Consider the following 26,211-nt stretch of genomic DNA (forward strand, 5'->3'; position numbering starts at 1 on the left):
CGCGGCAGGCATCATCTCGATACCGATTTCTATCGATCGCCGAGCAACCATTACTGCTATCGGTACCATTCACAAGTAAGGCTTAAAGCAAACGTCGCGGCAGACCCTCAAAGCGTGCGATACCTCAATGCTTCCAAGGCAGATGGACGGCCAATTGCGTCAAGAAGTCTTCTACGACTGACTGCAGCTTCGCTTCAAACGCTCCGCCTCCACAGGCCCCGCAGGGTCCGCCACGCCGGTGCCAGGACGAAGCTCGTCAACGGAATCAACAATCCGCCGACCGCCAAGCCGATCAGGCCCGACGCCAGTGCGGTGACCAACCATTCGACGATGCCCGCGGCAAACGGAACGGATAAGGCCGCACCCACCGCGGCCTCGTGCGCGGCATGCGCCGGCGCTGACAGGCCGTATGCCTCCATCCCGTGCATCAGGATCCCGCCGCCGACCCAGATCATCGCCGCCGTGCCGACGAAGGCGAGGATCTTGAGCAGGATCGGCATGCCGTGGACCACGCCGCGCCCGAGACCGCGGACGAGGCCTCCGAACGGTGGTCCCGCCGTGCTGCGGGCGAGCGCAAGGCCCGCGTCGTCGGCCTTCACGATGAGCGCGACCACGCCGTAGACCCCAACGGTGATTCCCAGGGCGACGATGGCCAGCACGGCCGCCCGCATCCAGAAGCTGCCCTCTGGCAGGGCTGCCAGGGTGATCGCCATGATCTCGGCCGACAAGATGAAGTCGGTCTTGATGGCGCTCGCCACCCGGCTTTCTTCCCGGGCTTGGTCGCTCCCGGTGTCGCCCCCGCCTTCCGCATCATGCCCGTGATGCGGAAAGAGGGCCTCGTAGACCTTTTCGGTGCCCTCGTAGCAGAGGTACGCGCCGCCCAGCATCAGGAGCGGTGTGATCGCCCAGGGCGCGAAGGCGCTGAGCGCGAGCGCGCCCGGCAACAGGAACAGGAGCTTGTTCCGGAGCGATCCCACGGCGATCTTGCCGACGATCGGCAGTTCGCGCTCCGCCGCAAAACCGACGACGTAGCGCGGCGTGACCGCCGCATCGTCGATGACGACGCCGGCCGCCTTCGTTCCGGCCTTGGCGGCTTGACCCGCCACATCGTCGAGGGATGCCGCCGCCGCCCTGACCATGAACGCGACATCGTCCAGCAGGGCGATCAATCCAACGCTCACAGGCCTGTCCTCGTCCGCAAGAATTTCGCCCAACTGACAATCCGCGACCGGATTTGATCCGTCACACCAAAAGATCGAAGCGGCAGGGCAGCCAGCGATGCTCGCCTATGGCCTGGAAATTCCTGGATCTCCAGGGGCACAGTGTGGTTCGGTTGCAAAGATGCTGTCCGAACGGGCGCTCAGGCTGACGCGAGCCAAATGGCCTTCAGCGGGATCAAGCCTTCGACCGCCGTCTCGGTTGTCCGAACCACCATGTCACTCGGCGGGTTGCGGTGCCGCACTTTCGTGCTCCTGGGACGCGGCGGGCTTACCCAGGAGCCGCTCGAAGGCGACGTAAAAAGTCGGCGTCACGAACAGGGTGATGAAGGTCGCCACAAGCAGGCCGCCGATCACAACGGTGCCCATCGAGACCCGGGCGTTGGCGCCGGCGCCGCTGGCGATGGCGAGCGGTACCGAGCCCATGATGAACGCGAACGAGGTCATCAGGATCGGGCGCATGCGCAGACGCGCCGCGTCCTGGGCGGCCTTGAGCACGTCCTCGCCCTGCTTGCGCAGATCCTCGGCGAACGCGACCAGCAGGATCGAGTTCTTGGCCGCCAGCCCGACCAGGAGCAGGAGGCCAACCTGCCCGAAGATGTCGAGGGCGAGCCCCCGGATGGCCAGGAAGCCCACCGCGCCGAAGATCGCGATCGGCGTGCCGAGCAGAATCACGAAGGGTAGGCGCAGGGACTCGTATTGCCCGGCCAGCAGCAGGAAGATCATCAGCGTGCCGAGGCCGAAGATCAGCGGCGCGTAGCCCCCGGCGATCTTCTCCTGGTAGGCGACGTCGGTCCATTCCACCGCGTAAGTGGACGGCAGCTTGGAGTCAGCCAGGGCCTCGATCGCCGCAATGGCGGTGCCCGAACTGGCGTTGGCCGCGGTGTCCACTGCGATCTCGATGGTGGGGTAGGTGTTATAGGACAGGACCGCGGTCGGGCCGGTGACAAAGTGCGTCTGGATCAGCGAGCCGACGCGGACAGGCTCACCGCGGTTGTTGAGCACGGTGAGCGCCTCGACATCCTCGATCGTACGGCGGCCCGAGGCCTCGCTCTGCACGTAGACTTGGTAGACGTAGCCGAAGCGGTTGAAGAGGTTGACGAAGCTCGATCCGACATAGGTCCCCAGCGCGTCGAACAGGTTCTGGAGCGGCACGCCGAGTTGCTCGGCCTTGGCCCGGTCGATCTCAAGCCGCATCTGCGGGACGCCGTAGCTGGTCGTCGGGATCGCGCGGCCGACCGAGGGCAGCTTCTCCATCTCGGCGATGAAGCGCTGGGCGGCCTCGGCGAGCTTGAGCCCGCCGGTACCGCTGCGGTCCTGTAGTTCCAGGGTGAGGCCGCTGCGCGAGCCGAGCCCGGGGAGCGGGGAGGGGTTCACCACCCGGATCTGGCCATCGGGGTCGTGCTTGAAGTGCTTCTGGACCGTCGCGATGACATCGGTGACGCTCTGGTCGCGCTCGCCCCAGGGCTTCAGCGTCGGAATCTGGAAACCGTAGAACGGCGCGATCGCGTCCGCGAGGATGCTGCGGCCGGTCACCCCGATCGTGTGCTCCACGCTCGGGATCTCGCGCAGGGCCTCGCCGACACGGTCGACCATCCGGTCGGTGCGCGCCACGGAAGCGCCCTTCGGCAGGACCACGTCGGCAAAGAAGTAGCCCTGGTCCTCGTCCGGCACGAAGCCGGAAGGCCGCTGCATCGTCATCCACACGGTCACGGCAGCGAAAAGCACGAACACGATGGCGACGAGGGCGATGTGGCCGGTCAGCCAGCCGATCGCGGCCACGAGGCGGCGGCTCGCGCCCTCCAGCCCGGCGTTGAACCGGCGTAGGGGCGCCCGCCAGCGGCTCTCGTCCTTGGCGTCCGTCTCGCGGTGCTTAAGGATCAGCCCACACAAGGCTGGGGTTAGAGTCAGCGAGACCACCGCCGAGATCATCACCGAGATGGCGATGGTCAGGGCGAACTGGTTGTACAGCTTGCCGGTGAGGCCCGGGATGAAGGCCACCGGGACGAACAGGGCGGCCAGGACAAGGGTCGTGGCGATGACGGGGCCGGCGACCTCGGTCACGGCCTCGCGAGAGGCCTCAGGGGGCGCCATGCCCTCGTCCATCAGGCGCTCGGTGTTCTCGACTACGATGATCGCGTCGTCGACCACGAGACCCACGGCCAGCACCATGCCGAGCAGGCTCAGGGTGTTGAACGAGAAGCCGAGCAGGGCCATCGGCCCAAAGGTCCCGATCAGCGCCACCGGCACTGCGATGGCCGGGATCAGGGTCGCCCGCCAGTTCTGGAGGAACAGGTAGGTGACGATCACCACCAGGACGAGCGCCTCGAACAGAGTGCGCACGACCTCGAAGATCGCTTCCTTGACAAATTCCGTGCGGTCGAGGGCGATCTTGTATTTCAAGCCCGGCGGGAAGCGCTTGGCGAGGTCCACCATCGTGGCGCGGGCGCCGTCCATCACCTGAACCGCGTTGGCATCCGGGTTCTGATAGAGCCCGAGGGTGGCCGAGGGGGCTCCGTCGAAGCTCGATCGGACGCCGTACTGCTCGGAGCCGAGCTCGACCCGCGCCACGTCGCGGATGCGGACCACGGAGCCGTCCGGGTTCGCGCGCAGGAGGATGTTGCCGAATTCCTCGGGCTGGCGCAGGCGCCCCTGGGTCACGAGTTGCAGCTCGAAGGCGGTCGCCTGATCGACCGGCGGCTTGCCGAGGGTGCCCGTGGTGATCTGGGCGTTCTGCTGTGTGATGGCGGTGGTGACCGCGCCCGGGCTGATACCGAGGGCCTCCATCTTCAACGGATCGAGCCAGATCCGCATGGCGTAGCGCTTGTTGGAGAAGTTGACGATGCGGCCCATGCCCTGCACCCGGCGCAGCGGCTTGATCACCTGCGTCTCGGCCCAGTTGGCCAGAAACAGCTCGTCGTAGGGCGCGCCGTCCTCTGCGTAGAGGACGATGTTGCCGAGCCGCTGGCGCGAGCTCTTCGTGATTTCGAGACCCTGCGCGTTGACCGAGGGCGGGAGCTTGGCCTCCGCCCGGTTGGCGCGGGTGAGGACCTCGGCTGCCGCGGCGTCGAGGTCCGAGCCGACCTCGAAGGTTGCGTCCATGCTGACGCTGCCGTCGGTGTTGCTGGTCGAGTTGATGTAGAGCAGGTTCTGGGCGCCGTTGATCTCCTGCTCCAGCGGGATCGCGATGGCCTCGTAGGCCTGCTGCGCGCTGGCCCCCGGATAGGTCGCCTGAATGTTGATGATCGGTGGGGCGATCTCGGGAAACTGGGCGATCGGCAAGGTCAGGCCGGCGACCGCGCCGATCAGCGTAATCAACACGGAGATGACGCCGGCCAGTACCGGCCGATCGACGAAGCGGGCGAACATGCGGGATCGTGACTTCCGGTCGTGCGCCGCCGACGTGGAGGCCGCGTTGCAACGTCTGGCCGATGAGCGTGTTCCTCTGCCGCCGGGGCGCTCGCGCTCGCGGGGGGCGGAGCCGCCGGTCTTGGGAGCGTCAGTGGTGCGGAGAGCAGTCAAGGTTGGTATCGGAGCGGGGCTGATCGTCCTGGCGGGCGCAGGGGGCTGGTACGCGGCCGGGCGACCCACGCCGGAGCGGATCGCCGCCGCGCTGCCTTTCACCGGTGACAAGGCGACGACGGAGCCGGCCGAGCCGCCGCTGGATGTCCGGACCATCACCGTCCGCAAAGTGAAGGTCCCGATCGCCGTCACTTATACCGGCACGATCATCTCCCAACAGGATGCCACCTTGCAGGCGCGGGTGACCGGCAACGTGACGGAGCGCCCGTTCGAACCGGGTGGCCACGTCAAGAAAGGGCAGGTGCTCTTTCACATCGATCCGCGGCCCTTCGAGGTGGCGCTGCAGACTGCCAAGTCGCAGCAGGCCCAGGCCCAGGCCCAGCTCACCTTCGCCCAGGCGGAGGTGGACCGGACCGAGACGCTCGCCGACAAGGGCTACGCCACCGAGCAGCGGTTCCAGCAGCTCCAGGCGAACCGGACCTCTGCCGTGGCCCAGGTGCAAGGTGCGGAGGCCGCCATCGCCCGGCAGAACCTCAACCTGGATTACGCGGTCGTTAACGCCCCCTTCGACGGGCGCGCCAGCTTGTCGACCATCAATCCCGGCGATCTCGTCATCGAGAACCAGACCCAATTGGTTTCCGTGGTCCAGCTCGATCCCATCGACATCCAGATGGCCCTGTCCTCCGAGGATTCCGAAGCGGTCCGGGCGGCGATGCGGGACGGGGGCGTCACCGTGTCGGTGCTCGGCGAAGACGGAAAGCCGGTGCGCGAGGCCAAGATCTACCAGCTCGACAACCGGTTCGATCCCCGGACGGCCCGCCGCCTCGTCCGGGCCCTGATGCCGAACGACGACGAGCGCTTCCTGCCAGGCCAGTTCGTCCGCGCCAGCATCCGGACGGGCACGAAGGACAGGCTGCTGGTGCCGACCGTCGCCCTCGACTCGCAACTGGCCCAACAGATCGTCTACGCGGTCGACGCGAACGGCACGGTTCAGCAGAAGCCCGTGACGACCGGGGACACCTACGGCGAGAACACCGCGATCCTGGAGGGGCTTTCGGATGGCGACCAAGTGGTCGTCGATCACCTGCAGGAGATGCGGCAGAACCTGAAGGTCGTCGCCCGGTCGGCAGGGGAGGTCGAGCCCGATCGGAAGCTCGGGACCGGGGACGCACCGGCCTCGGGCAAGCCCGGCTGAGGTCGGCGCTACGTGATCCCGTATCGCGCCGCATCCCAATTCCGTCGTCTCGGGACAACGCCTCCATGTCGAAGCCTCGTCTTGCCCTCGCTGCCCTTCTCCTGATCGTCGGCGGCCTGCCCGCGACCGCGCGCACGGCCGAGTGCCGGGTCACCCGCGACGCCTACGCTTCGCTGAAGCAGGGGACGCGCTACAATCAGGCGGTGAAGATCCTCGGCTGCCCGGGTCGTCGGATGACCCACATGGAGATCGGCACGGTTCAGCGGGCGACGTATTCCTGGCGCGGAACCGGCAGCACCGGCGCCAACCTGAACCTGTCCTTCCGCAACGGTCGGCTCACGAGCAAGTCGCAGCTCGGCCTGCACTGAACGTGCTGATTTTGTTCGCGTCGACGGACCGAATCACAGGGAACGACGATGGCGCGGGTGCATTGCCGGCTCAACGCACATGCACCCACGTTCTTTCGAGAGGATATGATCGAGCGATGACCGCCAGATCCTTCGCAGCCATCGTTCGGTCTTACCCGCTGAGTCTCAGCTTGGCCGTGGGCGTTTTGGCCGCTGGCCTCGCTGCTCCCCCACACGCGCTGTCCCAATCAGCCGCGAGCCGGATCGATCAACCGACTCCGGGGACGATGCCGGCAGCGCCGGACCGGAACCAATCCGGGCGAGGCGGTCGTAACGATCAGGTCTCTCCCCCGAGCGCGATCCAGTCCTCGACCGATGTGATGCAATCGCAGGGCGCAGTTCAGGGCCAAGGTGCGCCGAGCCGCACGAATCCGATGCAGCATTTGCCGGAGAGCATGCGGTAGGGTCGGAAATGTCCTGAATAATATGGTCGGGTACATTCAAGTTAAGCTGAGTTCGACCCTGCAGGTATGCCGTGGCTGCCGGAAACGTGCGCTGTTCGCGCACCGTACCGCCTATGTCAGTGGACGCCACATATCATCGGGCGAAACGGGGTGATCCAAGGTTAAAGCCTGTGAGCCCGAGCACTGCCCGGAACCAAATCCGCGCTTTCCCTACACAGAACCCGGGTTGCTGAACGTTCACCCCCCCGGATTGATCGCTTCGTTTAGTCTGAGAACTCCGGCCGACTGAGTTTCGACACTGCGTCCGGCAGCCTGCGGGTGGTCGGGGAATGGGCAATGCGGAGGCGACGCAGGAATCGCGTGTTGGAACGATCGCCCGGCAAGGTGCCGTCGGCGCAGTTCGCGCGCGGCTTACTGAAGGACAAGTCGGCCGAGGTAGCGGACCATGAGTTCGCCCGTGGCCCCGGCCGCATAGTCTGCCGGCGGCTCGTCTGCCGCGGGGGGATGAGATCCGTAATGCGCAGGCCACCCAGGATCGCCATGAGCTCGAAACGCGCCATCCCGGACTCTATGGCTTCCTGGATGGCCTGCGCCTCGAAGGCATGCGGGACCATGCTCAGGCCCGTATCCCCGGGTCCGTGGGTGCCCCAGGCAGGCGATCGGGGCCGATACCAGGCTGCACCGGTTCGTCGATAGGCGCGTCCTCGTAGGGCGCGGACGGCTCGTCCGGCCCGAGCGAACGTTCGCCCGGGAACGGCCGCGGCGGCATCTCGGTGGGGATGTCACCGCCGGGGATCGGATCGGGCATGCCGGGATTGGCCATCGTGGGATCCTCCATGATTGTTCGCGATGGGTGGCCTACGGGCCGGACGTGCGCCCGGAGCGGCACGACGTCCGGCCCTGCGGCCATGCCGGACCTGATCGGGGGGACTCTTTGGGCCCGGCATAACTTCGGGATTCGCGTGCCGTTTGCTTCGATGCGTTTGGCGATGACCGTGAGATATGATCGCCGCGAGACCGCTCAATGATGCAGATGTATCATTTCGACAGGCTATATTCCGGTAAAATTCAGCGTGTGTCGCGTCAGTCCTCACCCGCGCGCGATCTATGGCGACGTCGCGGCGGTAGGCGGCATCGGGCATCCGGCCAGGATCTGGAAATTTCCGCCGTAGCCGAGCGCGACAGCTTTCCAGAACGCCAACCGTTGATCGGGGGCGCGAACCCGCAGGTAGCTGTCGAGGGCAGCCTGGACCTGAGCGGCGGTGGGCGCGGGATCGAATGACGGGGCGGCTCCCTCGACGTCGAACGCAGGCACTTGCTCAGTCATGACGGGCCCAGGGCGATGGCAAGGCGCTCTCGTGCCCGGCTGACCCGGCTCTTCACTGTTCCCACCTGACAACCGAGGATGGCGGCCGCCTCCTCGTGCCGGAGCCCGTCCACTGTCACCAGCAGCAAGGTCTCGCGCTGGTCTTCGGGAAGGGTCTCCAGCGCGCACTGCAACTCGGAGATGGCGATCCGATGCTCCTGGTCGGGTGCCGATGACAACGTACCTGCGATGGCCCCGTCGACATCCTCGACCTCGCGGCGCATGCGCTGGCGTTGGTTCAGATGCGTGTTGCGCAGGATCGTGAACAACCACGCGATGAGATTCGTACCGTCCTCGAACCGAAACCGGTGCTCCCAGGCCTTGAGCAGGGTCGCCTGAACCAAGTCGTCCGCTTGGGCGGCGCCGTCTGTCCGCACGTGGGCGAAGCGGCGCAGGCGCGGCACGAGGGCGATGAGCTCGTCGCCGAACGTTTTTGTGACCTGTCGCTCCGCCTCAGCGTCGAGCAAGGCGGCACGGAGGCGAAGCAAAACCTGGCCGAGCCGCGTGTCGTTATCGATCGCCTCTGTTTTAGGGATGAGCTGATCCAGTCGCCGTCCGATTGCATCCTGGACGTGACGGAGCGATCCCTCGCTCGGCGAAGGTTTTTCAGAGATCGTGCTTAAGTACATGCGAGGGGACTCGACCTTCCTGCAGGCAACGACTGGCTGTATCCGCCCCTCTACGCCGGAAAACTCACTTGTGGTTTTGACTGATCGATCACGTTCACGTCAATGATCCAGATATACCAATCCAGCGCCAGAATCGACTGGAACCCTCTTGTGCCGCGGCCTGTTACGGCTTGGCTTGATCCGGGCAACGGGAGGATGGTCGGAGGTGACAGTTAGCGTCGACAGGCATGAGCTTCGGCAGATTATCGCCGGCCTGAGCGAGGGCGTGATTCTGGTCGAGCCCGATCAGACCATCGCCTACGCCAATGAGGCCGCGCTCGCGATGCACGGGGCGGAGACCGTCGGCGAACTCGGCGAAACGGTCGAGCAATACCGCGAGCGTTTCGCCCTTCGCTACCGCAACAATCACACGCCAAACCAGTATCCGATGGAGCGCGTCGTCTCGGGTGAGCGCTTCCACGATGTCATCGTCGACGTGAAGCGCACTGACCGGCCGGACGTCGACTTCGTCCATTCCCTGCGCAGCCTGGTCGCCACAGACCGCGAGGGTAATCCGAGCTGCCTTGCGCTCATCCTAAAGGATGTCTCGGACCAGTTCGAAGCCGAGGAGCGCTTCGAGGCCACCTTCAACGCCAACCCTGCACCGGCGGTGATCTGCCGGCTTTCGGACTTGCGCCACGTCAAGGTCAATCTCGGCTTCCTGGAGATGACCGGGTACACCCGCGACGCCGTCATCGGCCGCAGCGTCTACGAGGTCGACGTGCTGTCTGGCGCCCGCAGTCGGGATCTCGCGATCTCGCGCCTCAACAGCGGCGGCACCATCCCGCAGATGGAAGCCTGCCTCGACCTACCCGACGGAGGCAGCCGCTACGTGATCGTCGCCGGCCAGCCGATGGAACTCGGCGATGAGCCCTGCATGCTCTTCACCTTCGCGGACTTGGAACTGCGCCGGAAGGCCGAGACGGCCCTGCGTCAGAGCGAGGAGCGCTTCGCCAAGGCGTTCCGGCTCACCCCCGTTCCGACACTGCTGGCCCGTGCCGACGGCTTCGCCATCACCGGGGTCAACGAGGCGTTCACCCGGGTGTTCGGATACGGCGCCGACAAGGTGTCCGGGCGCTCGCCGGCGGACCTCGGGCTCTGGGTTCACGATGCGGCCCGCAGCAAGTTCGAGTCGGCTGTGGCGCGCACGGGCTACGTCCTGGGCCTGGAGGTCTGCCTCAAGCACGAGGACGGCACCAATTTCGATTGCCTGGTCTCTGCGGAGCGCGTGGAGATCGGCTCCGAGACATTCGCCCTGTTGGTCCTGCAAGACATTACCGAGCGCAAGCGCACCGAGCGCGAGCTGTTCGAGGCCATCGAGACGGTGATGGCCGATACGTCCTGGTTCAGCCGGGGGCTGATCGAGAAGCTCGCCAACCTGCGACGGCCGGGGACCGACCACAAGGACGGCATCGTCCCCAACGTCTCGGTGCGCGAGCGTCAGATCCTCGACCTGATCTGCCAGGGGCTCGGGGACGATGCCATCGCCAAGCGGCTGAACCTGTCCCGGAACACGGTGCGTAACCACTCGGCGTCGCTCTACCGGAAGCTCGACGTCCACAAGCGCGCAGAAGCCATCGTATGGGGGCGCGACAACGGATTTCCGTTAGATCAGCCGAGCAAATAAAATCCCTCAACTGGTACATCTGCATCATTGCTCGCCGGGAGCGACGGGCCACTTGATGAGGGGTGTCAAACGCCCAGGCTTTGGAGCACCCCGTGAGCGCGCAGAAGACGACCGAGGCATCCGACAAGCTCAAGGGCTCGATCAAGGAAGCCATCGGAAAGTTGGTCGGCGACCCCAAAGTCGAGGCTGAGGGCAAGTCCCAGCAGAAATTACCGAAGTCCGTCGTGAAACCGAAGGCGACCCCTAAGCCGTAGCCTCGATCACGCGTCGCACCCGACGAACATTCTTCGAATTGGAACAGGACACACCTTATGGTTGATACGGATCGCATCACGGGCGCCGCCAAGGAGTTCGGCGGCAAGGTTCAGGGCACGGTCGGCGACCTCACAGGGTCGAGGCGGGATTCGGTCGAGGGCCGCGCCCGCGAGGCGCAGGGCGCCGCCGAGAACCTCTACGGCCAAGCCAAGGACGCCGTGCGCGACGCCGCTGACACTGTTTCCGACACCGCCCGCGACATCGGCGGCAGGGTCCGCGATACGGTCGGCAACCTGATCGGGTCCGACGACGTCGAGGATCGCGCGCGCCGCGCCCAGGGTGCCGCCAGCGACACCTACGAGCGGGGCGAACGCTACGTGCGCAGCGCCGGCCGCGAGGCCTACGACCGGGCCGAGGACGCCTACGAGAACGGCGGCCGCACCCTGCGTGCGGGTGGCCGCGAGGCCACCAGCCAGATCGCCGAGCACCCGGTCGCCGCGCTGCTGGTGGCCGGCCTCCTCGGCTACGGCATCGGCCTGCTCATCCACGGCCGCGACTGAACCTTAGTCCGCGACTGATCGGTCCGACCGCGCCGGGACTGCGCGGCCGGACCGCGGCTTTCCACCCCGCCGACCAACCTCTCGAACGACCGATTACCTCGGACGACCGACCACCCGGAGCATCTGTACGTGTCTACTTCTCCCCTTCTGGCGACCTCTCCCGTCGCGGCCTCGGCCGACACCCGCACCATCCTGCTGAACCAGGTGTCGTGGGGCGCCATCTTCGCCGGGGCCGTGACCGCGCTGGTGACGCAGGTCATCCTGAACATGGTCGGCGTCGGCGTCGGCCTGTCCAGCGTCGGGGCGAACGCCGCCGACAACCCGGCAGCCTCGACCCTCTCCCTGAGCGCCGGCATCTGGTTCGTTGGCTCCGGCATCGTCGCCGCACTCGCGGGCGGCTTCATCGCCGGGCGCCTGTCGGGCAAGCCCGTCACCGGCGCGGCCGGCCTGCATGGCCTCGTCTCCTGGGCGGTGACGACCTTGGTGGTGCTCTACCTGCTGACCTCGGCGGCCGGTGGCCTCATCGGCGGCGCCTTCTCGGGTGTCACCAGCACGCTCGGCGGCGCCGGCTCGCTCGTGGGCGGCACGGTGCAGACCGCGGCCCAGGCCGCCGCCCCGTCGCTGTCGAAGATCTCGAATCCCTTCGACGGCATCGAGCAGTCGGTCCGCAACCAGGCCGCCGGCCAGGATCCGCAGGCCGCCAAGGAGGCTGCCGTCGCCGCGATCCGCGCCATCTTCACGGGTGACGCGTCGCAGAAGGCACAGGCCGAGAACCGCGCCGCCGATGCGCTGGCCAAGGCCCAGGGCATCCCGGTCGACCAGGCCAAGACCCAGATCCAGACCTACGAAAAGCAGTACACCGAAGCCGTCGCGACGGCCAAGCAGAAGGCCGAGGCCGCCGCCGTCGTCGCCAAATCGGCCGCCACCCAGGGCGCGTTCTACGGCGCGCTCGCGCTGATCCTCGGCGCCCTGGCGGGCTTCTTCGGCGGCCGCCTAGGCGCCCCGAAGCTCCACACCCTCGCCGACAGCTACGACGCCCGTCGCGTCTGAGCCGATCCCCGGCCGGTCACCATGACCGGTCCTTCCTCCCTGACAATCCGCCCCCTCAAACCAAAGGAGACATCCCATGAGCAGCACCACGGACAAGCTGAAGGGCCTCGCCAACGAGGCCGCCGGCAACGTCAAGCAGGCCGCTGGCAAGGTCACGGGCAACGACAAGCTCGTGGTTGAAGGCAAGGCCCAGGAACTCAAGGGCGAGGCTCAGCGCACCGTCGGCGAGGCCAAGGACGGCGTCGCCTCGGTCGTCGACAAGGTCACCGGCAAGCGCTGAACCGAGACGGCGGCGGCCCGCTCGGGTCCCGTCGCCCCCATTGAACTCGAACGCAGGAGAATCCCATGAACGAAGACCAGTTCAGGGGCGCGTCCCGCCACCTCAAGGGTCGCGCGCAGACCGCCGTCGGCGGCCTCACCGGTGATCCGGCCCGCCAGGTGCGTGGCGCCGTGAACCAAGTCGCAGGCGGGGCGCAGTATGCCTACGGCCGTGCCCGCGACCGCGCCGAGGATCTCATCGACGACGGGCGCGACATCGCCGGCGAGGTCCGGGATCGCGCCGGCAACTTGATCGATGACGGCCGTCATCTCGTCGGCGAGGCGCGCGACCGCGCGGGGAACCTCATCTCGGACGGCCGTGACCTCGCCCGTCACGCCCGCAAGCGCGGCACCACCTATGGCCGTCGAGCCGTTCGCTACGCCGACGACAACCGCACCTCCACCGTGCTCGGCCTCGCCGCCGTTGCCTTCGCCGTGGGCTGGCTGTCTCGCTCCAAGCACTGACTGATCGACCTCGGAGATCGTCCGATGATCCGCAAGCTCCTCACCGCCTTCCTGCTCCCGAAGGTCATCGCCTACGTCAGCCGCCGGTTTTCCGGCCGCTCCGGCATCCCGCCGAACCGTCGGCGCTACTGACCGTCCCCCGAACCAAAACCGATTCAGGAAAACCCTCCACGATGAAGTTGACCCTCGCCCTCGCCGCCACCGTCGCAGCCACCCTGGCCGGTCTGCCGGCCCATGCCGCCTTAGCCTCCGCAGCGCCCATCGAAGCGCTGGTGCGCGGTGACCTGCCAACCGATTACGTCCAGTACCGACGCTTCGGTCACCGTTACGGCTGGCGCGGTGGACGGGGCTACGGGCGGGGTTATGGCTACGGTCGCGGTTACGGCTATCGCCGGGGACCCGGGGTCGGCGCCGCGGTGGGTGCGGGCGTGGCCGGCCTCGCGGCCGGTGCCATCATCGGCGGCGCCATCGCCAACTCGCAGGCGCGGCCCGCGCCGGTAGTCGTGCAGGGCGGCCCGGGCCCGGAGGCAGTGGCATACTGCGCCCGTCGTTTCCGGTCCTACGACGCGTCGAGTGGCACGTACCTCGGCAACGATGGCGACCGTCACGCCTGCCCGTAACCATTCGAACCCCCGGGCCCGCCACGGCAGCGGGCCCGGTGCCAGGACGGCATAGCTTCCGGACGACTCGCGGATCCGTGGGTGTCTCGTGTTGCCGACACCCCGCAGACATCCCCGACCTCGATCCGAAAGCTGAACGTCCATGCGCCCGTATCTCGCCGAATTCTTCGGCATCTTCGTCCTGGTCTTCTGCGGCTGCGGCAGCGCGGTGCTCGCGGCAGATCACATCGGATATGTTGGTGTGTCGCTATCCTTCGGCTTCGTGCTGCTGGCGATGATCTACGCGGTCGGACCGATCTCAGGCTGCCATCTGAATCCGGCCGTTACGCTCGGCCTGACCTTGAGCCGTAAGTTCGATGCCGCCCGGCTGCCGGCCTATATCGCGGCTCAGGTTCTCGGCGCCATCGCGGCTTCCTACATCCTGTACCTGATCGCGCAGGGGCGGCCGGGCTTCGACGCCATCGCCACCGGATTTGCCTCGAACGGCTACGACCTGCGCTCGCCTGAGCACTACAATTTGGCCGCGGCCTTCATCGCCGAGTTCGTCCTGACGACCTTGCTGGTCCTGACCATCCTGGGCTCGACCAACCTCAAGGCTCCGGTGGGGTTTGCGGGCGTCGCCATCGGCATCGTGCTCGTGGTGATCCACCTCGTGTCGATCCCGGTGACCAACACCTCGGTCAACCCGGCACGCAGCATCGGCCCGGCCCTGTTCGCAGGGTGGGCGGCGATCCAGCAAGTATGGCTGTTCGTCGTCGCGCCCCTGCTCGGCGGTGCAGCCGCCGCCGGCCTTTATGCCTCGATGCGCGCCCTCGACCCGGTGCTCCAGATGCCCGAGCGGCAGGGCCTGCAGGCGCTGGCGGGCGAGACCGAACAGCGGATGGAGAAGGCCGGCATCAAGCCGACCGAGTTCTAACAGCCCTTTCCCCACACCTACCTGACCTGGTGCCAGGTCGGATCACGGTTGCCGGAGCGGCGGCCGAGCCCCCGCGGGTGGACACCCGTCCGACCCTCCCAACCGACAAGGAATACCGATGAGCAAGGGCTACCCCTCGATGACCGCGCTGCTGGGCCTGCTGGCCGTGGCCGGCTACCAGAACCGCGACAAGCTCGCCGAACTCCTGAAGGGCCACGACACATCGTCGAGCCCCTCGTTAAGCCCGAACCACGGCACCGTCCCGCCGATCCCGAACACCGCTTCCAACACCGGCTCCACGGGCGGTATCGGCAATCTCGGCAGCCTGCTCGGCGGCCTCGGCACGGCTGGCGTCGGTGGCCTGATCGCCAGTGGACTGAGCGAGCTCGTCGACCACTTTACCAAGGGCGGCCATGGCGAGACGGCCAACTCTTGGGTCAACCAGGGCGCAAACCGCGCCATCCCCGAGGCCGACCTCGAACGCGCCATTGGCCCGGATACCCTCGACCACCTCACCCAGCAGACCGGCCTGAGCCGCGGCGCGCTCCTGTCCCGCCTGTCGCGTGAGCTGCCCTCGGCCATTGACCGCTACGCAACAGACGGCCGCTCGCCGGCCTGACCCCACGATGCGGCCGGTGCCCCAGGGCGCGGGCCGCACACGACGCCGGGCGACGCCGCGCCGGGGTTCGATCCACCGCCTTTCCCCGAGCTTGCGAGACCCCCATGGCCATCGACTACCGCTCCGAACTCAGACGCCCCTTGCCCTTCAGCCTCGCGGTCGTGGCGGCCGTGCTGCTGGTCTGGCTCATCGTCGGCTCCATCGCCGGCGCGCGTCAGCGCAGCGCCCGGGACCATCGTATCGAGGACCTGCAGACCCAGCAGGCGGCCCTCCGCACCGACCTGGACCGGCAGATCTCGACAGCCGGCACCTTGACCGCGCTCCAGGCCAAGATCGCCACCGCCCAGCAGCAGGACCGGCAGGCAAGCAAGGCCGCCGAGGAGGCGAAGTCCCGCGCCGCGACCCTGACCCAGGAGCAGCAGGCCGCCGAGGCCAAGGCGGCCGAGGCGAAGAAGACGGCCGAGGCCGAGTCGAAGAAGCTCACCGATCTGCAGTCCCAGGTCTCCCAGGCCGAGGGAAAGCTGACCCCGCTGCGCGAGGCCATCACCACCGCCGAGAAGGCCGCCGTCGACCGCACCCAGGATCTCGCCGAGGTCGGACGTCGCCTTGAGGACGCCCGGGTGCAGGAGGCCAAGCTCCGCGCCGATCTCGCGACCATGACCCAGGAGGCGACCGCCAAGACCGCCGACCTCGCCAAGGCCGAGGAGCTCCAGCAGAACGCCCGCGAGGCCGCCGCCGCCGCCCAAAAGCAACTGGCCGACGCCCGGACCGCGACGGATCAGGCCACGAAGCAGCGCACGGACACGGATCAGGCCATCACCGCCCTGACTGCCAAAAAGGACAAGCTCACCTCAGAGATCGAGCAGGCGAACCGCGACGCCCAGCAGGCCCGCGACGCCCTCGCGAACGTCCGCAAGGAACTCGCCGAGGCTCAGGCCCAGCGCGACCGCGTCGTGTCCGAGCGGGGTCAGGCTGAGCAGGCGTTGCAGAAGCTGTCCGCCGACCGCGATGCCGGTACGGCGGCCCTCGACAGCCTACGGAAGCGCCAGGCCGACGCGCAAGGAGAGCTTGCCACGCTGACCGAGACCCTGGCGACCCGCAACAAGGAGGCCGGGACCCTCGACGAGCGGCTGGCTGCGGCCCGCCAGGACCTGAGCACGGCCCAGGCGAAGCTGTCCGAGGTCCGTCAGCAACTCGCAAACCCGCCCGCCGCTTCGCAGAGCCAGCCGGCTCGCTGAGACACCGTCGGCCCTCCGTGGGCAAACACCCGCGTGGGTCACCCGTCCGGCCCTCCTGCAAGAAAAGACTGCTCGATGAACATCCGTATCCTCGCCCTGACGGCAATCGCCCTTGCGGGCGCCCCGGTCGCGTCACGGCCATCCGTGGCGCAGGAGGGTCCCGAGATGGAGGCCATGAGGGCGAACTGCGGAGGTGATTACCTTCGCCTGTGCGCCGGCATGAAGCCGGGCGGGCCGGAGGTGAAGGCCTGCTTCAAGCGCAATCGCCAGAATCTTTCGCCGGGATGCTCGCAGGCCATCGCCGCCTACGAGCGGTCCCGTGCCGGATCGTCCAGCGAAACCGACGACTAACCGTCCCCGACAACGAAAGCGGGTGTCTCGGAAAACCAGGGGTCGCTGTGCCCCTGCCCGAGGGCGTGTTCCAGGGCATCCGCTCCGACCGAACGAATGCCCGATGACCGGGAGCCCCGGACGTTGATCACGGCGGCATGGGAGACGAGAACACTATGCTGACCCGCCTGAACCGCGCCTTCCTCCGGGTGTTCCCTGCAATCCTTCTTGTCGTCGTGGGATTGCTCGCCGCCCTGTTCCGCGGACGTGGCGGTTCCCGCGGGGGGGCGACGCCGCTCGCCCCGGTACCCGCCAGGCAACCTGCGCCTCCGGTGCGACGCCGCGGGGCTGTCATCGCGCTCTTTGCCCTCCTCGTTGGGGGCGGGCTGATACTGGCCTTGGTTGGCGGTGATGGCGTTCTTTGGCGGCTCGGGTCCCTGCTTCCGTCCTCGAACGGCGAAGGCGGGCGACCGGTGGCGGCCCTATCGCGGCCGGAAGTCGACGCCAGCACAGGAAATCTCTTGGAAGCGGTCGCTCCGGATGGGCCGGTGATTGAGCGGCCGCCGGGCGAACCTGGCGTGGCGATGGCTCCCGGTGCCACTGACCCGGGTGCCCCGTCCTTTGATACCGTCCGCGTCGAGCCGAATGGGGAACTCGTCGTCGCGGGGCGGACGACGCCGAATGGCGCCGTGGAACTTTTGGTCGACGGCAAACCAGCCGCCAGGACCGTCGCCGATGTGAACGGCCACTTCGCTATCGTCCCGCCGGCCCTTCCGGCCGGTAACAGCGAAGTCGGCCTTCGGGCGACCGATGCAAAGGGCATCGTTCGCCAGTCGCGCGACAGCGTCGCGGTGGCGGTCGCGCCATCGCACGATGCCGAGCCGTTGGTTGCCCTGACATCGCCCGACAAAGTGACCGTGGTGTTGTCGCAACCAGGTTCGTCACGGACGATGATCCGCTCCGTTCCCGAGGCCGTGTCCACTCGACGGACGACGGCGGACACCGCATCCCCGACCCGGCAACGGTCCGGCGAACGTGTTCCGAGCGATGGCATCTCGAACGCCATCGGCGCCGACGATGCGGTCCGGTCCAGCCGGACCGGGGCGGGCGTCGGCCCCGACGCAATGGTATCGGATCGAGCCGCATCCAACGGGATCGGGTCCCGTTCCTCGGAGGCGCATCAGGCCCCGCCACCTGAGCGGGCCGTCGTGACGGGATCGGCGGAGGCCCCCCCCAAGGTCGTCAGCATCGATGCGCAGGAAGGCGGCCGGCTGTACGTCAGCGGCAAGGCTCCAGCCGGTGCGACCGTGCGGCTTTACCTCAACGATACCCTGATCGCCCCCGCCACGGTCGGTCGGGACGGCATCGTCAGCTTCACCATCGGCCGAGGCGTCAAGCCGGGGGACTACAAGGTCCGGCTCGATCAGGTCGATGCCGCCTCGGGGAAGGTCTTCAGTCGTGTGGAGGTACCCTTCTCGGTTCCTCATGACGCCCGGATCGCGGGGCCGGACCGTTCGGTCCCGGCACCGCCCGAGGCATCACCCGGCGGGAACGGCGCCGGGAAGGTGGCGTCGAACGCATCCTCGGCGGCGGTCGGGCGACAAGGCGAGAACGCAGGCGCGTCTGATGGCCCTCGGGATTCCATACCCGGCACGTCTGCGACCAAGCCATCACCGGATACGATGAGCGATCCGCTCAGGCCCGAGGCCGCCCCGGGCGCCGTCTACGTACCGGAAGTGAGGACCGCGCGGATCGAGCGCGGCGACAGTCTCTGGGCGATCAGCCGGCGGACCTACGGCGAGGGCGACCGCTACACGGCGATCTACGACGCCAACCATGATCAGATTCGGGACCCTGACCTGATCTATCCCGGCCAGGTCTTCGTGCTGCCGGCCGAAGACCCCATCGATGCAAGTCTAGACGGAAAACGCGGTTAAGGGAAAGCAAATCATGACCAAATTCACCAAGACCGTGACCTATGTCCTCGCCGCCGCGGCCGTTTTCATGCTCGTCATCGTCGTCCTGCAATCGACGAGCATGCTGGCGAGTTCATGAGGACGCCGATGGTCGGGAGGTTCCCTCTACGATCGACCTCGGTCGGTAGCATGCTGAAATAGGTCCTGTTCGAACCTGGTGATCTTTAGTTCTTACGCTAACGGGATGGTGTAGGAACGGTATCGTCGCAAGGATGTTTCTCGTCCTTCAGCTTAAGCCGGAGGCGTCCATGCGTATCATGCCGTCTATCTCGACTATGTTTTCAGGTTGGCAAAGTTCGAGCCGGTCAAGCACAGGGAAAAACGGGCGCATCCGCATGATCGGCCCCCACAGGGTGGTCCAAGGGTAGAGTTAGTGCGCGGTAGGCCGCTCCACCACGGGTAGCTTGACTGGCGGAGCGGGTCGGGCGAGCGCGGCCGGCCAAGCGGAGAAGGCTGACATGAACACTTCCGGTGCCGGCGGCCGGTATCCCAGTGAGGCGTGGGGGCGCACGGCGTTGTAGTGACATCTCCAACTTTCGATGACGATCTGCGCCTCATTGAGTGTGTAGAAGATCTCGCCGTTGAGAAGTTCATCGCGAATCCGCGCGTTGAAGCTTTCGACGTAGCCATTCTCCCACGGTGAACCCGGAGTGATGTAGGCGGTTTTACTGCCGACGCTGGTGATCCAAGCTTGTACAGCTTTCGCGACGAACTCCGGCCCGTTGTCCGAACGGATATGGCCCGGCACGCCACGCAGGATGAACAGATCCGACAGCACGTCGATCACATCGACCGCCTCGAGCTTGCGGGCGACCTGGATCGCCAAGCATTCATGCGTGAACTCATCGATCACGTTGAGCATCCGGATCTTGCGTTCATCGTGCGTGCGCGCCTCGACAAAGTCATACGACCACACGTGATTGCGGTATTCCGGGCGAAGGCGGATGCAGGAGCCGTCGTTGTCCCAGATCCGCCCTCGCTTGGGCTTCTTGGCCGGGACCTTCAGGCCCTCGCGCCGACAGATCCGCTCGACGCGCTTGTCGTTGACGAACCAACCCGCCGCCTTCAGCAACGCGCTGATCTTTCGGTAGCCGTAGCGACCGTACCGCTCCGCCAGCGCGATGAGATCAGCCGTCAGCGCCTCCTCATCGTCGCGGCCCCGCGGCGCTTTGCGCTGTGTCGATCCTTCAGCAGGCTCAGGATGAGGGAGGCTGACCGAGCGCCCGGCAGGCGCGGCGCTCAAAGACGACCATCGTCAGCATGATGTGCTCGACACAGGCGCGTCGGCGCGCGGGGCTCAGAAGTTTCCCCGGGACGCCTCCTGAAGGATCAGCTTGTCCAACGTCAGATCGGTAATCGCTCTCCTGAGACGCTGGTTCTCCGTCTCAAGATCCTTCATCCGCTTCACTTGATCCGACTTGAGGCTGCCGTACTCCTTGCGCCAGCGATAGTAGGTCACTTCGGTCACGCCGATCGCCCTAATCGAAGCGGCGACGCTGTGTCCTTGTGAGACCAGCACGTCGACCTGACGCAGCTTGCTCACGATCTCCTCGGGCTTGGGTCGTTGGGCCATCGGTTCCGTCCTCTGTCGACTCAAAAGCCATACTTCAGGGCGGACCAGTTCAATGGGGGACGATCAACTCCGACGTTGACGCGTATCGGCAACCGCTAAGGGCTATGAATTTCGCGATGCCAAAATCAGGCCGAGATCGATCATCTGATCAGGACGACGGCCTTCCGCTCGTAGGCCGGCCGGTCGATCTGTCCGACGATGAAGTGCGCGACGTCGGCCCGTGAGATGAGGCCGTTCCGCCACGACGAGGGCTCGGTGAGAACCTTGTAGCGGCCAGTCGCCGATCCGGGGGTGAGAACCCCTGGCCGAACGAACGTCCATTCCAGGCCGCTCTTGCGGATACGCATCTCCTGGGCGTCCTTGTCGTCGTATGCGCGTCCGAAGACGAGGCGGAACGGCACGCGTTGCAGAAGTCCAATCGCGTCGCGGCTGTCGCCGGTGCCGAAGCCGGTAACTGCCAGCAGGCGCCTGACCCCAACCTTCTCCATGGCCGGCACCAGCATGTTGGTCGCGTCGGAGAACAATGTCACCGGCCCGAGCAGGTTCTTCGTCGGCACCCCAAGCGCCTGGACGACGACGTCGATGCCGTCGAGCGCCGAGGCGACGTCACCGGCGTTCAAGGCATCCCCGGGAAAGCGTTCCAGGCCAGCACCTGACAGGGTCATGGCCGTGGCCGAACGTGCGAAGGCCCGCACGCGGTGTCCGGCCGCGAGGGACGCCTTCACGGTTTCCAGGCCGATGCCTTTGCTGGCGCCGATGACGAGGACATGGGCCATGGTCGCTTCCTGGGTGGTGGGTCGCGCGACAAGATCCTATCAGCCGCCGACGCGCCATGCGGCCCCTTGACCGACCAATCTGGGCACAGTTGACCGCGTCGGACTGGAAGCCCGAACCCTCGTCGAGATGGCAGTGGGCGTCGAAGACGATTCGCGTGCGCCCAACGCGGTAATCGACACGTCAATGGTCGTGCCCGCGGCACCGGTGGTCAGGTCCTCACAGCTCGATCAGGCCCGGCAGGTCCCATGCTTCGCATGAGGACAGATGGGCCTGCAGAGACGCAAGGCTTTCGGACTGCGGGATATGGGGGGTCTCGACAACGGTCGGTCCATCGGTGGTCAGGCGAACTCCGCGTCGACAAAGCCTCGGGTCGCCGGGGTCTTGGGCAACATCTGCAGCGGTTCGATCCGTTCCCTCGACCGGAAGCCGGTGCGAGCGCATGGCTGCGAGAGGTGTACAAGGAACTCGCGCGTCCTCGAAATCGAACGGATCAACTCGGCCTATGGCTCGGTCTTCCCTCAATCGTGTTTTTTGAAGCAACCTCACGCTTCGGAGGACAGATTAGGCAATGAGCCTACGTGACTATATGTTGTCCCGCTCCGCTTGTTCGTAGCATGCCTTGAACACTTCCGAGATCAGTAGATCTGAGTGGCCTGACAATGTAGACGTATCATCGAGGCAAGAACGCACACTGTTCCGGGATGCGGCGCCTGCGTTCGCTGCCTCCATTGTGCGCAAGAGATCGTCTTTATCTGTCGGTGTCGCTGCAGCCCAGGATTTCATACGATCCCCGGCATCGAGTGCTGAGGCAGGAACCGCCAATAGAATGGAAAACAGTACACCAGCAAGGATGCGGTTCATCGTGATTGCCCCGAACTGCCGAAAATAGGATCATAGCCTTGCGGTGTGTTCGGAGGCGGTTTGTGCCAGAAGCTTGCTATGAGCAAACTCGCGCGCCCGAAATCAACGCCCACGCAAACTGAATTAGGTCGCCAAGCTCGATCGCGACGCAGGCGGGGCTTGAGGCAAAACCGCACAAGCAGATGTCTGACATGCCGGGCGTTGTACACCTGAACGCAGACGACCGCAGACTCCGTGCGTAAAACCCACGACCGACGGATGCCTCGACGATGGACAAATTCCTCTACTACTTCGTGACGCTGCTTGAGTCCGCGCTGTCGGTCGTGGGCATCCGCGGGACCTATGAAGAGCCGCGCTACGCGGTCGTCGAGCGGCTCGACCGTGGGGTCGAAGTCCGGGCCTACGACGGACGCGTTGCCGTCGAGACGGATGCCAGCGGACAGCAGGACGGACAGGCGTTCGGTCGGCTGTTCCGGTACATAACCGGAGCGAATGGTGGTGGTCAGCGGATCGCCATGACGACGCCCGTCGAGAGCGAAGGCCGCCTGATCGCGATGACGGTCCCGGTCGAGCAGGGCGCCCGGGGAACGATGCGGTTCTACCTGCCGAAGGCGGTCGTCGAATCCGGTGCGCCGGAGCCGACCGAACGCGGTGTGAGACTGGTTCGCATCCCGCCGGAACGGTTGGCCGTCCTGCGCTTTTCCGGCACCGCATCGCCCGCGGCGAGGGACGAGCAAGCCCGTACCTTGACGATGGTGGTGGAAGCCGCCGGAAGAAATCCAGCGGATCAACCCGTCTTCATGGGCTACGATCCGCCGTTCTCGGTGCCATTCCTGCGCCGGAACGAGGTCGCGGTACGACTGAAATCCCCCTCGTCTTGAGTTGCGCTACCTGGAGCGACGGCTCGGTGTCGTGTTTCCGCAGATGTACGCCGCTCCGGCGCTCGTGGCCGGAACAGACCTCGTCGCGACCCTGACGAACGGCGTCGTCGTCGGATCGGGTCTGGACGGGAAGCTCACGGTCCGACCCGTGCCGGTCCCGCTCGCCCCGCTCGATTTCCATCTCCTCTGGCACAGGCGCGCGGACGGCCATCCGGTGACCTGACCGGCTGGCTTTGGACCGGGCTGATTGAGAGGATCAGCCAGGACCGGAAGAGTCGGACATGCGGCGAGGTCAGAAGACGAACGCGGAGCAGGCGGTGCTCAAGCTGCGCCAGATCGAGGTGCAGACAGCTCAGGGCAAGAGTTTGGCCCTTGCATGCAGAGAGGCGGAAATCTCCGAGCAGAGCTATTATCGCTGGCGTAAGGAGTACGGCGGCCTGAAGGTCGATCAGGCCAAGAAGATGAAGGATCTGGAGCGCGAGAACGCCCGGCTTCGTCGCCTGGTAGCCGATTTATCTCTGGCGGGTCAGGTGCTGGCGGACGTCGCCTCGGGAAACTTGTAGCCCCCGAGCGACGCAGGCAGGCGGTGGACGGCATCCGGGAGAAGTACGACCTCTCGGAACGTCACGCCTGCCGGATCGTCGGCCAGCATCGGGGCACGCAGCGCTACGTGTCCACGTTGCCGGCCGACGAGGATGCGCTGACCCGTGCCATCATCGCCTCGGCGTCCGCGTATGGGCGCTACGGCTACCGCCGCGTCACCGCGCTGCTGCAGGCAGCAGGATAGCAGGTGGGTAAGGATCGGGTTCAGCGCATCTGGCGTCGCGAGGGGCTAAAGGTCCCGCAGAAGCACCGACCACGCAGTCGCCTGTGGCTGAACAATGGATCCTGCGTGCGGCTGCGCCCGCTCCATCGCAACCACGTCTGGAGTTTTGACTTCGTCCAGGCCCGGACCCACGACGGACGCTCGCTCCGGATCCTGACGCTGATCGACGAGCATAGCCGGGCTTGTCTGGCGCTGAAGGTGGCGCGACGCATCAACAGCGTGGGCGTGATCGAGGCGCTGGCGGAGGCGATGTGCCTACACGGCATCCCGGAACACATCCGCTGCGACAATGGCCCCGAGATGATCTCGAAGGCGCCGCGCAAATGGGTCGCCAAAACTGGCTCACAGATCCAGTACATCGCACCAGGATCGCCGTGGGAGAACGGGTATTGTGAGAGCTTCAACGGCAAGCTTCGTGACGAGTGCCTACGCCAGGAGATCTTCGACTCGTTAAAGGAGGCGCAGATCGTGATCGGTCTGTGGCAAAACACCTATAACCGCGTCCGACCGCATTCGTCGCTGGGCTATCGGCCGCCCGCGCCCGTCAGCTACCCGGATCTGGCCTTCCCGCTACCCATGGCCGCCACCATGCAGTAGCCTCTCAATCGGCTCGGTCCAAAATACCGGTCAGGTCAATCCCGATGGATGCTCGGGGCAGCCATGGCGCGCGACACATTCGGGTGCCTCGTTGGTCAGGACCCGGGTCCGCAGACGTAGCGCGGCGATAAACGCAGACGGCTCGGGCTCGCCGAACCGGACGGCGACGTCGAAGCCGTCCGCGACGAGGTCGCCCATGCGGTCCCGGACCGCCACCTCGACGGATAGGTCCGGATATCGCTGCAGGAATTTTCCGAGTCGTTGGGCGAGCACAAAGTGCCTGACGGTTGCATCGGTGTTGATCCGCCGGTGCCCGCGCACGGCCCGCGCCGATCCCTCCGCTCAGGTGGCCGAGCTTGCCGCCGACGGCGTCTCCTGCGTCGTTTCGGACAGGCCGGAGATCGACCTCCGGCCAGCGCTTGAGGTGCTCGCCTCGGATTTGGCGTCCGCCGGTTGCTTCTGGAAGGCGGCGCCCGGAACAACGCCGCGTTCCTGAAGGCCGAGCTGGTGGACGAGATCAGCCTGGTGCTCTTCCCGGCTCTCGGTGGGCGTGCGCGCAGCAAGACCTTCGAGGCTGGAGAGGACGGACTGGCCGAGCGTGTTCGGCTGAACCTCGATTCCGCGGAGGTTCGTGCGGCGGTCCTCAAGCGGAACAGCTCGGCTCCTCGCAACTCGTATGCCTCGGATCACCGAACCGATGACAAGGTAACCCGGTTTCGTATTCGGGGTCGTCGACGAGCCCCTCAAACATAAGACGCGGCAGAAAGCCGTGCGCCGACCCGGAAACGGTCGCCTATCGAATCCCGAGGAAACCAAATGCAAATTCCCAAGTTCGACGAGAGCAACATCACCTGGCGGACGCTCGATTGGCTGCCGCACATCGCCTTCTTCGTCTACAAGGTTGACGAGGACAACCGCATCGTCGATGTCGTGTTCAAGTTCGCCGCCAACCAGCGCGTGATGCTGCACCGGCATAAGAGTTCCTACGTGACCCTCGTGATGCAGGGCGAACTCCGGTTCTACCGACAGGACGGCACCCACAAGGAGACACGCCCCACGGGCAGCTACGTCTCGGGCGTGGCGAACGGTGAGCCGCATCTGGAAGGCGGCGGCGACGAGGACGCCATCGTGTTCTTCAGCAATCGCAACATCGAGGATGCGCTCTACGAGTTCCTCGACGACTCGGGCAATCCCGTCCAGGTCCTCGGCATCGCGGACTTCAAGGCGGAGCTTGAAGAGCAGGTCGCGACGGGGACCTACGAGAAGGTCACCTCCAAGGCGGCGTGAGCCTACCGGGCGCTGAGGGAGCGAACGACATCCTCGACGCCCGCGCCGATGGTCGGCCGGCCGGATCGGCATACCAGGGACAGCAGGGTGCGAGGCGATGCCCGAACCTGCCGTCTCAAAGGACTTGCGGCAGGTTTACGCTGCCGCCTGACAAGCGGTGCCATACGAGGGCGCCTTCGCCTCCCCCCGGAACGCCATCGCCACGCGTGGGCCTCGTCGGTCGCCGGCAAGATGTCACCGTCACGCGCGGCGGCCAGCGCCATTCCGACGCGACACCGCCGACGGTGGGCGTCATGGCGTGGACTCTAGCATTACAGTTGCGTTTTTTGGCTTTTCCGTCGTCGGCGTGTTTTGCTGGGCTTACGGCGGTGACGCCCCTTGGCGTCTGACGCTCGGCGTTTGAGATGGGCGTTTCGGGCAGCCGCCTGATGCGCGCGTCGCCAGAGCGACCACGCGATGACGTGGGCGGGGTGGATGCGCCGCTGCTCTCCTGGACCGACCAGCGGATCAGCGGGCGCGCAGCCTCGGGGGGCGTGATCTCGTCCTGGCTCGGCTTTTTGGGGGCGGCGCGTTGGCGTGATGGCGGATCACCGCCAGCAGGGCGAAGGCCATCATCACCAGGCTGACGTGCCGGTGCCAGCCGTGCCAGGAGCGGG

25 protein-coding genes and 3 pseudogenes are annotated in these 26,211 nt (G+C 66.3%); 20 read left to right on the top strand and 8 right to left on the bottom strand.

What is annotated here, in order from left to right; all coding sequences use genetic code 11:
• Positions 1-194: 194 nt before the first annotated feature.
• Both MFF40_RS02445 and MFF40_RS02450 read right to left on the bottom strand, forming a co-directional pair.
• Positions 195-1,181, bottom strand: a complete 987-nt coding sequence (locus MFF40_RS02445; RefSeq protein ID WP_147896720.1) for a DUF808 domain-containing protein — start codon at positions 1,179-1,181, stop codon at positions 195-197.
• 255 nt (positions 1,182-1,436) lie between these two features.
• Positions 1,437-4,586, bottom strand: a complete 3,150-nt coding sequence (locus tag MFF40_RS02450; protein WP_147896719.1) for an efflux RND transporter permease subunit — start codon at positions 4,584-4,586, stop codon at positions 1,437-1,439.
• Positions 4,587-4,722: 136 nt separating this feature from the next.
• Between MFF40_RS02450 and MFF40_RS02455 the strand changes: the two genes are divergently transcribed.
• Positions 4,723-5,934: an efflux RND transporter periplasmic adaptor subunit gene (locus MFF40_RS02455; protein WP_238259564.1), complete on the top strand. Its 1,212-nt coding sequence runs from the start codon at positions 4,723-4,725 to the stop codon at positions 5,932-5,934.
• Positions 5,935-5,999: 65 nt separating this feature from the next.
• Positions 6,000-6,302: a DUF3862 domain-containing protein gene (locus tag MFF40_RS02460; protein ID WP_147896717.1), complete on the top strand. Its 303-nt coding sequence runs from the start codon at positions 6,000-6,002 to the stop codon at positions 6,300-6,302.
• A 1,059-nt stretch (positions 6,303-7,361) separates the two neighbouring features.
• Here MFF40_RS02460 and MFF40_RS02465 read toward each other — a convergent pair.
• Positions 7,362-7,568 (bottom strand): hypothetical protein, encoded by a 207-nt coding sequence (locus MFF40_RS02465; RefSeq protein ID WP_147896716.1) that lies wholly within the window; start codon positions 7,566-7,568, stop codon positions 7,362-7,364.
• Positions 7,569-7,769: 201 nt separating this feature from the next.
• On the opposite strand from MFF40_RS02465, the gene MFF40_RS02470 reads away from it, so the two are divergent.
• Positions 7,770-8,027: a hypothetical protein gene (locus MFF40_RS02470; protein WP_147896715.1), complete on the top strand. Its 258-nt coding sequence runs from the start codon at positions 7,770-7,772 to the stop codon at positions 8,025-8,027.
• A 41-nt stretch (positions 8,028-8,068) separates the two neighbouring features.
• Here the strand turns inward: MFF40_RS02470 and MFF40_RS02475 are convergent, their stop codons facing one another.
• On the bottom strand, positions 8,069-8,740 hold the full coding sequence (locus tag MFF40_RS02475; protein ID WP_238259565.1) for a sigma-70 family RNA polymerase sigma factor: 672 nt from the start codon (positions 8,738-8,740) through the stop codon (positions 8,069-8,071).
• 205 nt (positions 8,741-8,945) lie between these two features.
• Here MFF40_RS02475 and MFF40_RS02480 point away from each other — a divergent pair, with 205 nt between their 5' ends.
• The 12 genes from MFF40_RS02480 (at position 8,946) to MFF40_RS02535 (ending at position 18,714) form a co-directional block, all read left to right on the top strand.
• The gene (locus tag MFF40_RS02480; RefSeq protein WP_147852829.1) at positions 8,946-10,406 is read left to right on the top strand and encodes a helix-turn-helix transcriptional regulator; all 1,461 of its coding nucleotides are present in this window, start codon (positions 8,946-8,948) and stop codon (positions 10,404-10,406) included.
• 92 nt (positions 10,407-10,498) lie between these two features.
• A complete protein-coding gene (locus MFF40_RS02485) occupies positions 10,499-10,660 on the top strand; it encodes a CsbD family protein (RefSeq protein ID WP_238259566.1) in 162 nt (53 codons plus the stop codon).
• 57 nt (positions 10,661-10,717) lie between these two features.
• A complete protein-coding gene (locus tag MFF40_RS02490; RefSeq protein ID WP_147896713.1) occupies positions 10,718-11,221 on the top strand; it encodes a CsbD family protein in 504 nt (167 codons plus the stop codon).
• A gap of 129 nt (positions 11,222-11,350) precedes the next feature.
• A complete protein-coding gene (locus MFF40_RS02495) occupies positions 11,351-12,271 on the top strand; it encodes a PhnA-like protein (RefSeq protein WP_147852828.1) in 921 nt (306 codons plus the stop codon).
• A gap of 76 nt (positions 12,272-12,347) precedes the next feature.
• Entirely contained in the window at positions 12,348-12,551 is a 204-nt protein-coding gene (locus tag MFF40_RS02500; RefSeq protein WP_147830027.1) for a CsbD family protein, read from the top strand.
• A gap of 65 nt (positions 12,552-12,616) precedes the next feature.
• Positions 12,617-13,054: a CsbD family protein gene (locus tag MFF40_RS02505; RefSeq protein ID WP_238259567.1), complete on the top strand. Its 438-nt coding sequence runs from the start codon at positions 12,617-12,619 to the stop codon at positions 13,052-13,054.
• A 173-nt stretch (positions 13,055-13,227) separates the two neighbouring features.
• Complete coding sequence (locus MFF40_RS02510) at positions 13,228-13,674, top strand: BA14K family protein (protein ID WP_238259568.1); 447 nt, start codon at positions 13,228-13,230, stop codon at positions 13,672-13,674.
• Between the two features lie 142 nt (positions 13,675-13,816).
• On the top strand, positions 13,817-14,590 hold the full coding sequence (gene aqpZ / locus MFF40_RS02515; protein WP_238259569.1) for an aquaporin Z: 774 nt from the start codon (positions 13,817-13,819) through the stop codon (positions 14,588-14,590).
• 118 nt (positions 14,591-14,708) lie between these two features.
• The gene (locus MFF40_RS02520) at positions 14,709-15,209 is read left to right on the top strand and encodes a YidB family protein (RefSeq protein WP_147896709.1); all 501 of its coding nucleotides are present in this window, start codon (positions 14,709-14,711) and stop codon (positions 15,207-15,209) included.
• Positions 15,210-15,313: 104 nt separating this feature from the next.
• A complete protein-coding gene (locus MFF40_RS02525) occupies positions 15,314-16,447 on the top strand; it encodes a coiled-coil domain-containing protein (RefSeq protein ID WP_238259570.1) in 1,134 nt (377 codons plus the stop codon).
• Between the two features lie 75 nt (positions 16,448-16,522).
• Positions 16,523-16,798 carry a hypothetical protein gene (locus MFF40_RS02530; protein ID WP_147896707.1) on the top strand — a complete coding sequence of 92 codons (276 nt, stop codon included), beginning with the start codon at positions 16,523-16,525 and terminating at the stop codon, positions 16,796-16,798.
• A 155-nt stretch (positions 16,799-16,953) separates the two neighbouring features.
• Positions 16,954-18,714, top strand: a complete 1,761-nt coding sequence (locus MFF40_RS02535) for a LysM peptidoglycan-binding domain-containing protein (RefSeq protein ID WP_238259571.1) — start codon at positions 16,954-16,956, stop codon at positions 18,712-18,714.
• Between the two features lie 409 nt (positions 18,715-19,123).
• On the opposite strand, the pseudogene MFF40_RS02540 reads toward MFF40_RS02535, so the two are convergent.
• A pseudogene (locus tag MFF40_RS02540) lies at positions 19,124-20,326 on the bottom strand (IS3 family transposase).
• 140 nt (positions 20,327-20,466) lie between these two features.
• Positions 20,467-21,102: an NAD(P)-dependent oxidoreductase gene (locus MFF40_RS02545; protein WP_147896705.1), complete on the bottom strand. Its 636-nt coding sequence runs from the start codon at positions 21,100-21,102 to the stop codon at positions 20,467-20,469.
• Between the two features lie 1,131 nt (positions 21,103-22,233).
• Here MFF40_RS02545 and MFF40_RS02550 point away from each other — a divergent pair.
• From MFF40_RS02550 to MFF40_RS02560, 3 genes and pseudogenes are all read left to right on the top strand, one after another.
• Positions 22,234-22,845 (top strand): SOUL family heme-binding protein, encoded by a 612-nt coding sequence (locus MFF40_RS02550; protein WP_147854759.1) that lies wholly within the window; start codon positions 22,234-22,236, stop codon positions 22,843-22,845.
• 31 nt (positions 22,846-22,876) lie between these two features.
• Positions 22,877-23,068, top strand: coding sequence for a type 2 periplasmic-binding domain-containing protein (locus MFF40_RS02555; protein ID WP_147854758.1), 192 nt, complete (start codon positions 22,877-22,879; stop codon positions 23,066-23,068).
• Between the two features lie 58 nt (positions 23,069-23,126).
• Positions 23,127-24,268 (top strand): annotated as a pseudogene (locus MFF40_RS02560) (IS3 family transposase).
• Between the two features lie 30 nt (positions 24,269-24,298).
• Here the strand turns inward: MFF40_RS02560 and MFF40_RS02565 are convergent.
• A complete protein-coding gene (locus tag MFF40_RS02565; protein WP_238259572.1) occupies positions 24,299-24,589 on the bottom strand; it encodes a LysR substrate-binding domain-containing protein in 291 nt (96 codons plus the stop codon).
• A 132-nt stretch (positions 24,590-24,721) separates the two neighbouring features.
• Between MFF40_RS02565 and MFF40_RS28945 the strand changes: the two genes are divergently transcribed.
• Together MFF40_RS28945 and MFF40_RS02570 are read left to right on the top strand one after the other, a co-directional pair.
• Positions 24,722-25,021 (top strand): dihydrofolate reductase family protein, encoded by a 300-nt coding sequence (locus MFF40_RS28945; RefSeq protein WP_147855752.1) that lies wholly within the window; start codon positions 24,722-24,724, stop codon positions 25,019-25,021.
• Positions 25,022-25,084: 63 nt separating this feature from the next.
• On the top strand, positions 25,085-25,555 hold the full coding sequence (locus MFF40_RS02570; RefSeq protein WP_147855751.1) for a cupin domain-containing protein: 471 nt from the start codon (positions 25,085-25,087) through the stop codon (positions 25,553-25,555).
• Between the two features lie 507 nt (positions 25,556-26,062).
• Here MFF40_RS02570 and MFF40_RS02575 read toward each other — a convergent pair.
• Positions 26,063-26,211, bottom strand: a pseudogene (locus MFF40_RS02575) (IS701 family transposase); the annotation flags it as partial.

The organism is Methylobacterium mesophilicum (assembly GCF_022179445.1).
Taxonomy (GTDB): Bacteria; Pseudomonadota; Alphaproteobacteria; order Rhizobiales; family Beijerinckiaceae; genus Methylobacterium; species Methylobacterium mesophilicum.